This is a genomic window from Xenorhabdus ehlersii, from assembly GCF_003610465.1.
Lineage (GTDB): Bacteria > Pseudomonadota > Gammaproteobacteria > Enterobacterales > Enterobacteriaceae > Xenorhabdus > Xenorhabdus ehlersii.
The window spans coordinates 545,977-559,255 of the sequence record NZ_RAQI01000001.1; the positions used below are offsets into that span (position 1 = coordinate 545,977).

A 13,279-nucleotide genomic window follows, 5' to 3' on the forward strand; every position below is an offset into this window, starting at 1 on the left:
AGTGGTATATAGATTACCCTTACATTCGGAGAAATAGATTATTATTTTTCTGAGAATATCCGTTATATTTGGGAAATATTTCTATAGGATTTAGATATGTTAGATAAAATAGACCGTAAGCTACTGGAACTGCTCCAACAGGATTGTAGTCTATCCTTGAACGCACTGGCTGAAGCCGTTAATTTGACTTCGACACCTTGCTGGAAGCGCCTTAAACGACTTGAAGATGAAGGTTATGTTGTTGGCAGGGTTGCCTTGTTAAATGGGGAAAAACTCGGTCTGAGTTTGACAGTGATAGTGATGATTAAAACCCAGCAACATAGCAGTGAATGGTATGAACAGTTTGTCACCTTTATAAAAGAGATGCCAGAAGTCTTAACATTTTATCGCATGGCTGGTGAATATGATTACCTGATGCATATAGAAGTTGTTGATATGAAGAGTTATGATCATTTCTACAAACGTATGGTAAATGGGGTTTCTGGTTTGATTGATGTTACCTCTAACTTTGCTATGGAAAAGATCAAATATACAACGGCGCTGCCAATACCAGATTCAGTAACATCATAAAGATCCCTTTGGTCGGTAGGTGCTAACTCTTTCATTTTTTACCTTGGGAATAGGTGTGTGAGATTATTTTCACAATTAAGCTGGTATTTTATTCGTGAATGGCGGTGTTATCTGGGAGCTGTCATTTTCCTCGTTTTGATTGCGGTGCTGCAACTCATTCCTCCCCACTTAGTTGGGATTATCGTTGATGGCATTAGCACAAAAACAATGATCTTCCGCCAGCTATTAATGTTGCTGGGGTTAATGCTGTTCATTGCTTTGGCAATCTATGGTCTGCGATATGTTTGGCGTGTATGGTTGTTCGGTGCTTCTTATCGGCTAGCTGTTAAGCTGCGTGGTGACTTCTACAAGCGTTTGAGTAGTCAGAATCCTGAATTTTATTTACGTTATAGAACAGGCGATCTCATGGCGCGCGCAACAAATGATGTTGACAGAGTTGTTTTTGCCGCAGGTGAGGGAGTCCTTACTTTGGTTGATGCTTTAGTTATGGGGTGTTCTGTCCTAATTGTAATGAGCGTCGAGATCAGTTGGCAATTAACATTGTTGTCATTATCACCGATGCCCATTATGGCCTTGGCGATTAAGCATTATGGGAATCAGCTTCATCATCGTTTTAAATCTGCGCAAGGCGCATTTTCTGTACTGAATAACCATGCGCAGGAAAGTTTGACTAGTATCCGTATGATAAAAGCGTTTGGATTGGAAGAACTTCAATCTAATCAGTTTGAAGAAGTTGCTATTGATGCTGGGCGTAAGAATATGCATGTTGCGCGTGTAGATGCGCGTTTTGACCCCACCATTTTCATTGCTATTACTGTTGCAAACCTTTTGGCTGTCGGTGGAGGGAGTTGGATGGTGGTGAATGGTTCCATGACCCTTGGTGAATTGACCAGTTTTGTCATGTATCTGGGATTGATGATCTGGCCTATGTTGGCATTGGCATGGATGTTCAACATTGTTGAGAGAGGAAGTGCTGCTTATACACGCATCCGCAGTTTGTTGCAGGAACCACTGGTAACCGAAGATGGCGTGTTGTCTTTGTCTTCAGAACGGGGGAGCTTGCAGGCAAATATCAACAAATTTACCTATCCTCAAAGTGATAAACCTGTTTTGGAAAATATCCATTTCCAACTAGAGCCTGGTCAGTTATTGGGGCTTTGTGGATCAACGGGGGCAGGGAAGAGTACTTTATTGGCTTTGTTACAACGGCAGTTTGATGTAACTGATGGAGCTATTCTTTTCCAGTCAAAAAATATCTCTGCGCTTCGAATGGAAGAGTGGCGTTCACGCTTGGCTATTGTCAACCAAACTCCTTTCCTGTTTTCGGATACGGTTGCAGGTAATATTGCGTTGGGACGACCCGATGCAACCCAAGAGCAAATAGAAGAAGTCGCTCGCTTAGCAAGTGTACATGATGATATTTTGCGATTGCCTCAAGGTTATCAAACGGAAGTGGGAGAACGCGGTGTGATGCTTTCCGGGGGGCAAAAACAGCGTATATCCATTGCCAGAGCTTTGCTGTTAGAGACGGAGATTTTAATCCTTGATGATGCTCTATCAGCCGTTGATGGTCACACGGAACACCAGATTATGAAAAATCTTAGCCAATGGCGGCAACAGCGCACTGTTATTATCAGTGCGCATCGGCTGTCGGCATTAACGGAAGCAGATAATATTTTGGTTATGCAACATGGCTCGGTTATACAACACGGCCAGCATAAACAGCTTATCACCCAATTAGGTTGGTATTCCGATATGTACCATTACCAACAACTAGAAGCTGCATTGGGTGGAGAAAATGACTAAAACTCATATAGGTAAGCTATGGCCGTCATTAAAGCGCTTGCTTTCTTACGGCAAAAATTACCGCAAACCGATGCTCATTGCTGTATTGATGTTGTGGATTGCTGCATTGGCAGAGGTAAGCGGACCTCTGCTTGTGAGCTATTTTATCGACAATATGGTTGCAACGGGAAATTTACCGCTCGATATTGTCGGTGGGCTGGCCGCAATATTCTTGATTTTGCAGCTTATTGCTGCCGCTTTACACTATTATCAAACATTATTTTTTAATCAGGCATCTGTAGGAGTGGTGCAGAAGCTTCGTACTGATGTGATGGATTCAGCATTACGTCAGCCATTAAGTGCTTTTGATAATCAACCGGTTGGACAACTGATATCCCGTGTAACAAATGATACTGAGGTCATTAAGGATCTGTTTGTTAATGTGATTCCAATGGTATTTCGCTGTGTTGCACTAATTGGTGCCATGCTGATAGCCATGTTTGTTTTAAATTGGCGTATGGCATGTGTTGCAATCGTAATATTTCCGGCAGTCTTGCTTGTAATGTTGATCTATCAGCGTCTTAGTACCCCAATAGTTAGGCGGGTTCGTGGTTATCTGGCTGACATTAATGATGGTTTCAATGAAGCCATTAATGGAATGAGTGTGATTCAGCAGTTTCGTCAGCAAGCCCGTTTTGGCGAGAAAATGTTGGCTACCAACCGAGCTCATTATCAGGCTCGTATGCAGGCTTTACGGTTAGATGGCATCTTATTAAGGCCATTATTGAGTTTCTTTTCTGCCGCAATATTGTGTGGTTTGCTCTTATTGTTTGGTATCAAAGGTACTGAGGTTATTGGCGTTGGTGTACTGTATGCCTTCATTAACTATCTTGGGCGATTAAATGAGCCACTGATTGAGTTGACTTCACAGCAATCGGTATTGCAGCAAGCGGTGGTTTCAGGAGAACGCGTTTTCGAATTGATGGACAGTCCACAACAGCAATATGGCAATGATTTGCGGGCGTTAGAAAGTGGCAGAATTGATATTGAAAACTTAAACTTTGCTTATCGTGGTGACAAACTTGTCTTAAGTGATATTAACCTGCATGTTCCTCCACATGGGTTTGTGGCTTTGGTTGGGCATACAGGGAGTGGAAAAAGCACTTTGGCTAATTTGATTATGGGGTACTATCCGTGGCAAGACGGTGAGATCTATCTTGACCGGCGTTCTATATCTTCGCTTTCTCACACAGTACTGCGTAATGGGGTGGCAATGGTGCCGCAAGATCCTGTTGTTTTGGCAGCGTCATTCCTCAACAATATCACGCTAGGGCGGGATATCAGTGAAGAGAAAATATGGGAAATACTAGAATTAGTTCAATTAGCTGACTTTGTTCGTAATTTACCAGATGGTTTGAATTTCGTTTTGGGAGAACAAGGGAATACACTTTCAGCAGGCCAAAAACAGCTTTTAGCAATGGCTAGAGTTTTAGTGCAAACACCACAGATCCTTATTTTGGATGAGGCAACCGCGAATATTGACTCTGGGACAGAGCAGTCAGTACAGAGAGCTCTGAGAATGATCCGCAAACAGACAACATTGGTGGTGATTGCTCATCGTCTTTCAACCATTATTGAGGCTGATTCCATATTAGTGCTGCATCGTGGTGCAATTATTGAGCAAGGTCAGCATCAACAGCTACTGGAAAAGCGTGGACGCTATTATCAAATGTACCAACTCCAGCAAGTTGGCGAGACGTTGAATGAATCAGTGCACGTTTAGTGTGCATATTTAGGCAGCGTATAGGGAGCAGATGTATTCTCTGTTCCCTTTTTTATCCCTTCTTTAGAGATGTTTTTCGATAACAAACTGATTACACATCATTTTTAACTTTTGGCATATCCCTTGCAAATATTCCCTTGTACTAACGTAGCGAAAAACGGGGGAAATATGAAACTTATTACCATCATCATAAAACCATTTAAGCTGGAGGAAGTGCGGGAAGCGCTTGCTGATATAGGTATACAAGGTATGACTATAACAGAAGTAAAGGGATTTGGACGTCAAAAAGGTCATTCCGAACTTTATCGAGGTGCTGAATACAACGTTAATTTTTTGCCCAAAGTTAAGATTGATATTGCTACCAATGATGAACGAGTTGAAGAAATTATCCATGTTGTTCAGCAGACTGCTTTCACCGGAAAAATGGGGGATGGAAAAATCTTTCTCTTTGAATTGCAGCATGCCGTCCGGATCAGGACGGGTGAAACGAATGATGCAGCACTGTAAATGAGGGGCAAAAATGAAGAATAAATTTTTATCCATAGTGTGTATTGCGGCCAGTTTTCCTTCGCTTGCTATTGCTGCGGAAAGTAATCTCAATAAAGCAGACACGGTATTTATGTTAATAAATACGATACTTGTACTTTTTATGACAATACCTGGCATTGCCCTATTTTATGGGGGATTACTACGCAGCAAAAATGTGTTGTCACTAATGTCACAGGTGATTGTCAGTTTTTCATTGGTTTGTGTGCTTTGGATTATTTATGGATACAGCATGACCTTTGAGATAGGCAACTCTTTTTGGGGTGGTTTTGGTCAGGTTATGTTAAAAAATATATCCATAACTGATCTCACTGGTAATTTTTATCAGTTAATTCATGTCGTTTTTCAAGGTGCATTTGCATGTATTACTGTTGCTTTGGTGGTGGGCGCGTTATGTGAAAGAATTCGTTTTTCTGCATTGCTGATTTTTAGTGTGTTATGGCTGACAGTATCTTATATCCCTATGGCGCATATGGTATGGGGTGGCGGCTGGCTTGCTCAGGATGGAGCTTTGGATTTTGCTGGCGGGACTGTTGTTCATATTAATGCGGCAGCAGCAGGCTTAGTTGGTGCTTACTTACTTGGGAAGCGCTCAGGCTTTGGGCGGGAAGCATTTAAACCTCATAACCTACCAATGACTTTTATTGGAACAGCGATCCTTTATATTGGATGGTTTGGCTTTAATGTGGGATCTGCTGGTGAAGTAAATGCTATTTCGGCGCTGGCTCTAGTGAATACGGTGGCAGCAACGGCGGGAGCAGTGTTGTCATGGGTTTTCTGTGAGTGGCTATTTCGCCAGAAACCTTCGCTTTTAGGAGCATGTTCCGGGTGTATTTCGGGTTTAGTGGTTATTACGCCAGCTGCTGCAACAGTTGGTATCGGTGGTGCATTGGTGATGGGGTTGATTGCAGGTATTGCTGGCTTATGGGGGGTAGTCATACTGAAGAAATGGTTACGTGTTGATGATGTTTGTGATGTATTTGGGGTACATGGAGTATGCGGCATTATTGGTTGTTTGTTGACCAGTATTTTTACTGCATCCGCTTTAGGTGGAACAGGGTTTGCTGAAGGAATGACAATGCTAAGACAGCTCGGTATTCAGGCTATTAGTATATTGGTATGTATAGTTTGGTCATCAATAGCGGCTTATATTTCATTTAAGATCGCTGATAAGTTGGTTGGGCTACGTATTAATCTTGAGTCAGAAAGAGAAGGACTTGATATTACTTCACATGGTGAAAGCGCTTATAACTGAGCACTTTTATTTATTTGCAAATAGGTATGCCGTAGTAACAGAAAAGTTGATTACGGCATACGGTTATTATTGATTTAATTCATCATAGCTTACGAATTACTCCCTCCTGAACCGCAGAAGCGATAAGCACGCCTGCACGGTTATAGATATGCCCCCGGACGAAACCACGCGCTCCTGATGCTGATGGGCTTTCGATTGAATAAAGTAACCAATCATCCATATTGAAAGGACGGTGATACCACATTGAGTGATCAATCGTGGCTATTTGCATATTTTCCGCCATAAATTTTACGCCATGGGGCTGTAGTGCCGTAGGCAGAAAATTGAAATCTGATGCATAACCCAGCAAACAATGATGAATGAATGGATCTTCTGGCATTTTTCCGTTGCTACGGAACCAAACATAACGTACAGGGACTTGGGATGAATGATTAGGTATATTTTGAAGAGGAACGAATTTCATCTCCAAGGGTGGTGTGGCAAAAACTGTTTTTAATTTTGTCGGGAGTGAGTTAGCCATTTTTTTTACAATTTCTTCTTGGGAATCTAACTCTTCGGGAGAAGGGACTAGAGGCATAGTATTTTGATGTTCAAAACTTTCTTCATGTCCTTGAAAGGACGCTGTCATGTAGAAGATAGGATGACCATTTTGTATTGCGCTGACGCGGCGGGCACTGAAACTTTTTCCATCACGCAATACTTCAATATCATAAACAATGGGTTTATGGCTATCACCTGGACGTAGAAAATAGCTATGAAAGGAGTGGATCATTCTATCATCCGCGACGGTTTGTTTTGCTGCATATAGCGCTTGGCCTATTACTTGCCCACCGAAAACTTGAGGAAATCCTAAGTCTTCACTTTGTCCTCGGTAAATTCCTTTTTCTATTTTTTCTAAATGTATCAAGTTAATTAAGTTTTGTAATGCTTGACTCATAACATGCCTTTACTTTTAGAGCATTTGAAAAGCATAAATGAAAGATATGGATAATAAACTTTTATTTATTTGAAAATAAATGGATTAAGTTGTAAATGAAATTATCCTTGAGTTTTTATTTTAGATGTGAATTATCACTGTTAATTTCATCAATGCTTATCAAATAATGCGAATGTATTGTTTTGTAGTTTTATCTTTTGATTTGTATGATTGTTTTTATTTTAAATGCTAAGGGTAGGGAAATTGTTATTTAACTTAGGTTGAAGTTGTGAAATTATGTGGTTTTTATATGACATGGCAATGATTCATTAGTGTTATTAAATATATCTATTGTTGCACCTGTTTACTGTTCGTCTACTGTTACTGTGAGTTATAGCTTGAAAAAAATGCTAAAGGTATTCTGTTAAGTAAAATTATTAAATTTTTGATGTTTTTTACAACGTTATGAGTAATAAATCAGCATTCAAATGAAGTTGCCTTGCTATTTCATAATGTTTGGAAGATAATGACCACCGCTTCGAAATTTGAAGCTAACATCAATGGGGGCTCTGTTGGTTCTCCCGCAACGCTAACTTGTTAACTTGGTCAGGTCTGGAAAGAAGCAGCCATAGCAAGGGGTGTGTGTGCCGGGATGTAGCTGGTAGAGCCCTCACCAATTCCAAACTTATCATAAGATTATACTGTCAGCCGATAATAGCTACCGGCTCAAGTCACTTTCTATCTGAACATTACAGCTTAGCGGACAAATTTCCAAACAGATGATGGGATTTTATCATAGAGTTTATTCATGGTAAGTTCAGCCAAACGGTGATCAGCCGCGGAGTAGAACAATTCAAGTTCATCTTCCGAAAGCTCGTATTTATTTTTTTCAATTACACGTTCCAGTGTTTCAATAGAAGTGCATTTTCTTAAACGCATCAGATAGTCAGTTTTAGTCATAATCGCCTTATCTTATTTGGTATAAAAAAATAGTTAGGAATATATTTATCAGATTTTACTTAGAGAAGCGTTCAAATCATGTAACAGAACGTTAGTTAAGTGTTCGTTTGTTTTTTGCCATTTTGTAAGTTCAAAAAAGCTTATCTTATCACTTCCAAATAAATTATATGTTTCATCTAGATAGTCATCAATTAAGGTGCTCAGAGTGTGGTTGTCTGAGTATTTAATTTTAAAGCTCCAAACAAAAGCTGCAATGTGTTCAATCAATTCGTTTAGTTTTAAACTTTTCTCGGAGGTTAGGTCGTGAATCCAATGATTATCAGTGCGATTCAGGACGGAAAAAGCCTCATGAATTAAATTCTCGCATAAGTATTTTAATTCAGCAATATCATGTCTTCTTGGTGAATATTCATCCATAATCACCTCCGTAAACGATGTACAGCTTATTTGAACTAAGGCTTATACATGCTAATTATTATAGTCATTCTTTTAGAATAGAGCCTATCAAAACATGATTATTATTTATTAATGTTAATGCTCTATTTTACCTATCTGCCAACTAGTTTTTTTAACAATAGCTCATTTACGTTTAGTTATGACAAAAACACTAAATTCTGGCAAAGCCCCGTTTCTGGCAAGCACTAACAGTCTACTATGAAGGATAGTCATATCCACATATGCTGTGAAATATATTAAATTATACTAATACAGTAGATGCTGTAGCAATAGCACAGCAATCATTATAGGCGATTGTATTGAGACTTTCAAAATCAATATGGCGTCATTATTACATATGTCACCATCGAGATGGAACACTTTTTACCATTAAAGGTGTAATCAAGAGAAAAACAAGGAGAGTTACCAACTTATCTTCTATTTATTATAAAAAACAGAAGATGTTGTCTTTTAAATCTACTTTTTCATTCATAAGTATTTATTTTAATTAGACTATGAATGAATTTTAACGCAGATATTGTCATCCTGTAATTTGCTGTTCGAAGGAGTTTTTGCCCGTTAAAAAGGCCACATAAGTGGCCTTTTTAACATAGCTGAATTTAGTGAGAGGTTGAAATGTGTTCAAGCTCCTCATTTTTTTTCGTAAACCGCCGCTTAATGACAACGAAAAATACAGGGACGAAATAAATTGCTAACGATGTAGCTGCGATCATTCCACCCAATACTCCCGTTCCTACGGCATTTTGTGCACCTGAACCTGCGCCATTGCTCAATACCAGAGGCATAACGCCAAGCATAAAGGCTAAAGAAGTCATTAGGATTGGGCGTAAGCGCATTCTGGCTGCTTCAAGAGTTGCTTCTATTAATCCCTTGCCTTCTTTTTCTATCAAATCCTTGGCGAACTCGACGATAAGGATGGCGTTTTTCGCAGACAACCCGATGGTAGTCAGTAAGCCAACCTTAAAGTAAACGTCGTTATCCAGCCCACGTATTGATGTTGCCAGTAATGCACCGATAACCCCCAGAGGGACGACTAACATGACCGAGAACGGAACAGACCAGCTTTCATATAATGCTGCCAGGCAAAGGAATACGACAATCAATGACAGCGCATACAGAGCAGGAGCCTGATTACCGGATAGACGTTCTTGATAAGACATTCCGGTCCAGTCATAGCCAATTCCTGGCGGTAATTGTGATGCCAGTTGCTCCATAAGAGCCATTGCGTCACCAGTACTTTGGCCAGGCGCTGCTTCTCCCACAATTTCCATGGAAGGAAGACCGTTGTAGCGTTCCAGACGTGGTGAACCATAAATCCAAGGTTCTTTCGATGCATCTATGAACGCAGAAAACGGCACCATTTCTCCATGATAGTTACGAACATACAACTGGCTGATATCGCTTGGTAACATGCGGTAAGGAGCATCAGCTTGAATATAGACTTTTTTGACTCGACCGCGGTCGATAAAATCATTGACGTAAACACCGCCAAACATCGTGCTCAGGGTTGAGTTGATATTTGTCGTGGATACAGCCAAGGCTTCTGCTTTTTCCTTATCGATATAAACGCGATATTGTTGTGTGTCATTTTGCCCATTGGGGCGGACACTCGTCAGAATATCTGGGTGTTGTGCAACCATACCAAGCAATTGGTTACGTGCTTCTGTCAGTGCTGCATGCCCCAGATTTCCTTTATCAATCAACTGGAAGTCAAATCCGCTGGCAGAACCCAACTCTACAATTGAAGGAATATTGAACGCAAAGATAAGTCCTTCCTTGATTTGAGCAAAATTCGCATTTGCTCGAGCAACAATGGCCGGAACCTTATCTTTCGAATCCTTGCGCAGTTCCCAATCTTTTAAGCTAATAAATGCCAGACCTGTATTTTGCCCTTGACCACTAAAACCAAAGCCATTAACTGTAAATACAGATTTAACAACGTCTTTCTCTTTGGTATAGAAGTAGTCATTGATCTCATTCAGTACTTTTTGTGTCTGTTCCTGAGTTGAGCCAGGTGGTAATTGGACCATTGCTAGTAAAACCCCCTGATCTTCTTCTGGCAAGAAGGAGGATGGCAGACTTTTAAATATCCAAGCCATGCCAGCGATCAACATGACATAGATCACCAAATAACGCCCTGTACCACGTAACATCCGGCCGATACTATCAGTATAATGATGTGTGCTCTTTTCAAACAGATGGTTAAACCAACCAAAGAATCCGGTGTGAGTTCCATGGTCACCTTTGGCAACAGGCTTAAGCATCGTTGCACACAATGCCGGAGTCAGGATTAATGCCACCAGCACAGACAATATCATTGCTGAAACGATCGTGATTGAAAATTGGCGGTAAATCGCTCCTGTTGAACCTCCGAAGAATGCCATTGGTACAAATACAGCGGACAGCACCAGCGCGATACCGACCAGAGCGCCTTGAATCTGCCCCATTGATTTTTTGGTGGCTTCTTTCGGTGATAGCCCCTCTTCCTGCATGATTCGTTCGACGTTTTCCACTACCACAATGGCATCATCCACGAGCAGGCCTATGGCAAGTACCATAGCGAACATGGTCAATGTATTGATGGAATAGCCAAACGCAGCAAGAATGGCAAATGTACCAAGTAGTACAACCGGAACCGCAATCGTTGGGATAAAGGTAGCTCGGAAGTTTTGCAGGAACAGGTACATGACGATAAACACTAACAGAATGGCTTCTGCCAATGTTTTCACCACTTCGAAAATAGAAATTTTAACGAATGGCGTGGTGTCATACGGATAGACAATAGTCAACCCATGTGGGAAGAAAGGTTGCATTTCAGCCAGTGCTTCTTTAACGGCTTTGGAAGTATTTAAGGCGTTAGCATCAGTTGCCAGTTTGATACCAATTCCTGCTGCCGGTTTGCCATTGAAGCGACCAATGATACTGTAATTTTCCGCGCCTAATTGAATGGTAGCGACATCATGCAAACGAATTTGTGAACCGTCGGGGTTCATGCGCAGCAAAATATTGCCAAATTCTTCTGCCGAATTCAGGCGAGTTTGTGCGATGATCGAAGCATTCAAACGCTGACCTGGAACCGGTGGTGTCCCTCCTAATTGTCCGGCAGCAACCTGATTATTCTGAGCCCTGATTGCACTAATAACATCCTGAGTGGTGATCTTATAGTTGAGCAGTTTGTCAGGATTGAGCCAAATACGCATGGCATACTGCGTGCCAAAGAGCTGTGTTTCACCCACGCCAGCAACACGGCTCAATGCATCTTTGACACTACTTCCGATATAATCAGCGATGTCATCTTGAGTCATGGAACCATCTTGAGAGATGAAACCAGCCACCATCAAAAATGAACTGGTGGTTTTATCAACACTAACACCTTGTTGCTGAACTTCTTGAGGTAATAGTGGCATGACAAGTTGCAGTTTATTTTGAACCTGAACTTGCGCGATGTCTGGATCTGTGTCTGCTTCAAAGGTCAGCATGATATTCATGCTTCCCGCAGAATCGCTGTGGGAAGACATATACACTAGGTTATCGATACCATTCATATTCTGTTCAATAACCTGTGTTACAGTATTTTGTACTGTTGTCGCGTCAGCTCCTGGGTAACTTGCTGAAATGGAAATAGTAGGTGGCGCAATAGCAGGATATTGCTCCACGGGTAATTTCATGATTGCCAACAAGCCAGATAGCATAGTGATAATCGCTATTACCCATGCAAAAATTGGCCGTTCGATAAAAAACTTAGGCATGAATCACCGACTCCTTATTGAGGCTTTTTTGCAGACTCAGCTTGATTAGCCGTAGGATTAGCATTCAAATCTGTTTCCGTTGGCTTGACCGTTATTCCCGGCGCTATTTTCTGCAACCCTGTGACGATTACTCTATCTCCAGCTTTCAGACCTTCTGTCACCAACCACTTGTTACCAATTGCCTGAGTAGCGTTGATATTGCGTAATTCTACTTTGTTATCTTTATCTACAATCAGTGTGGTTGCTTGACCGCGAGGTGTTCTGGTAACAGCTTGCTGAGGAACCAAAATCGCATTTTTGCGCACACCTTCTTCTAACTTGGTGCGAACAAACATACCTGGCAGTAATTCTTCATTCGGGTTTGGAAATACAGCACGCATAGTGATAGAGCTTGTTGTTTCGTCAACCGTCACGTCAGAAAATTCAAGGTAACCTTCTTGACTGTATTCTTGCCCAGTGTCAGTTATTAGGCGGATTTTGGTTTTTTTGTTCTCTTTCTGAACGGTTCCTTTTGCAATTTCATTTTTGAGTCTCAGATAGTCGTCACTTGATTGAGTGATATCAACATAGATAGGATCTAATTGCTGAACAATCGTTAGGGCTGTTGGCTGACCCGCAGAAACCAGCGCTCCTTCTGTGACGGTGGATTTACCCGCCCGCCCAGAAATAGGGGAGGTTACCTTGGTGTATGCCAGGTTGATTCTGGCATTTTCCAACGCAGCCTGAGAGGACTGGACATCTGCTTTTGCCTGAGCATATTCTGAATTTGCTTTATCAAATTCCTGCTTACTCACGTATTGTGTGCCTAGCAAGGATTGATAACGTTCAACGGTTAAGTGGGAAACATTCTCATTGGCTTGCGCTCTGGCTAAGCTTGCTTTGGCTTTACTGTATTCTGCTTGATAAGTTGCGGGATCTATTTGGTATAACGACTCACCAGCAACCACATCACTTCCTTCTTTATAGTTACGTTTTAGTATGATGCCGCCGACTTGAGGACGAACCTCGGCAACACGATAAGCCGATGTACGGCCTGGTAATTCTGTGATGACCGTTAGAGGTTCTGCCTTCAGCGTTACGATACCAACTTCAGGAACATGCTGGCCAGCAGCCCCTTGCTGTGTATTTTTATTGTCATTACATCCTGAAAGAATGAAACTGCCTGAAATTACCAGTAATGTGGCCAGAGGCAAAACTCCCCTGTTCTTTCGCATAAGTAAACCTCAATTTTTCAATGTTGATTCGCTAATCTAACAAGT

General features: G+C 41.3%; 10 protein-coding genes and 1 other RNA gene. 6 read left to right on the top strand and 5 right to left on the bottom strand.

Features of this window, described 5'->3' with window-relative positions; translation table 11 throughout:
• The first annotated feature begins 96 nt into the window (after nucleotides 1–96).
• From BDE27_RS02615 to amtB, 5 genes are all read left to right on the top strand, one after another.
• A complete protein-coding gene (locus tag BDE27_RS02615) occupies nucleotides 97–570 on the top strand; it encodes an Lrp/AsnC family transcriptional regulator (protein ID WP_099132496.1) in 474 nt (157 codons plus the stop codon).
• A 57-nt stretch (nucleotides 571–627) separates the two neighbouring features.
• On the top strand, nucleotides 628–2,376 hold the full coding sequence (locus BDE27_RS02620; RefSeq protein WP_099132497.1) for a SmdA family multidrug ABC transporter permease/ATP-binding protein: 1,749 nt from the start codon (nucleotides 628–630) through the stop codon (nucleotides 2,374–2,376).
• Complete coding sequence (locus tag BDE27_RS02625; protein ID WP_167450524.1) at nucleotides 2,369–4,138, top strand: SmdB family multidrug efflux ABC transporter permease/ATP-binding protein; 1,770 nt, start codon at nucleotides 2,369–2,371, stop codon at nucleotides 4,136–4,138. Before BDE27_RS02620 ends, BDE27_RS02625 begins: the two co-directional genes overlap by 8 nt.
• Before the next feature lie 168 nt (nucleotides 4,139–4,306).
• On the top strand, nucleotides 4,307–4,645 hold the full coding sequence (gene glnK / locus BDE27_RS02630) for a P-II family nitrogen regulator (RefSeq protein ID WP_047766799.1): 339 nt from the start codon (nucleotides 4,307–4,309) through the stop codon (nucleotides 4,643–4,645).
• A gap of 13 nt (nucleotides 4,646–4,658) precedes the next feature.
• A complete protein-coding gene (gene amtB / locus BDE27_RS02635; protein WP_099132499.1) occupies nucleotides 4,659–5,939 on the top strand; it encodes an ammonium transporter AmtB in 1,281 nt (426 codons plus the stop codon).
• Nucleotides 5,940–6,021: 82 nt separating this feature from the next.
• Here amtB and tesB read toward each other — a convergent pair whose 3' ends face one another.
• Nucleotides 6,022–6,876 carry an acyl-CoA thioesterase II gene (gene tesB / locus BDE27_RS02640; RefSeq protein WP_099132500.1) on the bottom strand — a complete coding sequence of 285 codons (855 nt, stop codon included), beginning with the start codon at nucleotides 6,874–6,876 and terminating at the stop codon, nucleotides 6,022–6,024.
• 549 nt (nucleotides 6,877–7,425) lie between these two features.
• On the opposite strand from tesB, the gene ffs reads away from it, so the two are divergent.
• An RNA gene (gene ffs / locus BDE27_RS02645) (signal recognition particle sRNA small type) lies at nucleotides 7,426–7,522 on the top strand.
• An 89-nt stretch (nucleotides 7,523–7,611) separates the two neighbouring features.
• On the opposite strand, the gene BDE27_RS02650 is transcribed toward ffs, so the two are convergent.
• The 4 genes from BDE27_RS02650 to BDE27_RS02665 all read right to left on the bottom strand — a co-directional run bounded on the left by BDE27_RS02650 (nucleotide 7,612) and on the right by BDE27_RS02665 (nucleotide 13,234).
• Complete coding sequence (locus BDE27_RS02650; RefSeq protein WP_047766794.1) at nucleotides 7,612–7,815, bottom strand: HHA domain-containing protein; 204 nt, start codon at nucleotides 7,813–7,815, stop codon at nucleotides 7,612–7,614.
• A gap of 48 nt (nucleotides 7,816–7,863) precedes the next feature.
• On the bottom strand, nucleotides 7,864–8,232 hold the full coding sequence (gene tomB, locus BDE27_RS02655; RefSeq protein WP_099132501.1) for an Hha toxicity modulator TomB: 369 nt from the start codon (nucleotides 8,230–8,232) through the stop codon (nucleotides 7,864–7,866).
• 638 nt (nucleotides 8,233–8,870) lie between these two features.
• Nucleotides 8,871–12,020 carry an efflux RND transporter permease subunit gene (locus BDE27_RS02660; RefSeq protein ID WP_099132502.1) on the bottom strand — a complete coding sequence of 1,050 codons (3,150 nt, stop codon included), beginning with the start codon at nucleotides 12,018–12,020 and terminating at the stop codon, nucleotides 8,871–8,873.
• Nucleotides 12,021–12,034: 14 nt separating this feature from the next.
• Nucleotides 12,035–13,234, bottom strand: a complete 1,200-nt coding sequence (locus BDE27_RS02665; RefSeq protein ID WP_099132503.1) for an efflux RND transporter periplasmic adaptor subunit — start codon at nucleotides 13,232–13,234, stop codon at nucleotides 12,035–12,037.
• Between the last annotated feature and the right edge of the window lie 45 nt (nucleotides 13,235–13,279).

Excerpts from the sequence above, each read along its gene's own strand:
- BDE27_RS02615 (WP_099132496.1), top strand. The coding sequence starts at position 97 with ATGTTAGATAAAATAGACCGTAAGCTACTGGAACTGCTCCAACAGGAT.
- BDE27_RS02625 (WP_167450524.1), top strand. The coding sequence starts at position 2,369 with ATGACTAAAACTCATATAGGTAAGCTATGGCCGTCATTAAAGCGCTTG.
- glnK (WP_047766799.1), top strand. The coding sequence starts at position 4,307 with ATGAAACTTATTACCATCATCATAAAACCATTTAAGCTGGAGGAAGTG.
- amtB (WP_099132499.1), top strand. The coding sequence starts at position 4,659 with ATGAAGAATAAATTTTTATCCATAGTGTGTATTGCGGCCAGTTTTCCT.
- tesB (WP_099132500.1), bottom strand. The coding sequence starts at position 6,876 with ATGAGTCAAGCATTACAAAACTTAATTAACTTGATACATTTAGAAAAA.
- BDE27_RS02650 (WP_047766794.1), bottom strand. The coding sequence starts at position 7,815 with ATGACTAAAACTGACTATCTGATGCGTTTAAGAAAATGCACTTCTATT.
- tomB (WP_099132501.1), bottom strand. The coding sequence starts at position 8,232 with ATGGATGAATATTCACCAAGAAGACATGATATTGCTGAATTAAAATAC.
- BDE27_RS02660 (WP_099132502.1), bottom strand. The coding sequence starts at position 12,020 with ATGCCTAAGTTTTTTATCGAACGGCCAATTTTTGCATGGGTAATAGCG.
- BDE27_RS02665 (WP_099132503.1), bottom strand. The coding sequence starts at position 13,234 with ATGCGAAAGAACAGGGGAGTTTTGCCTCTGGCCACATTACTGGTAATT.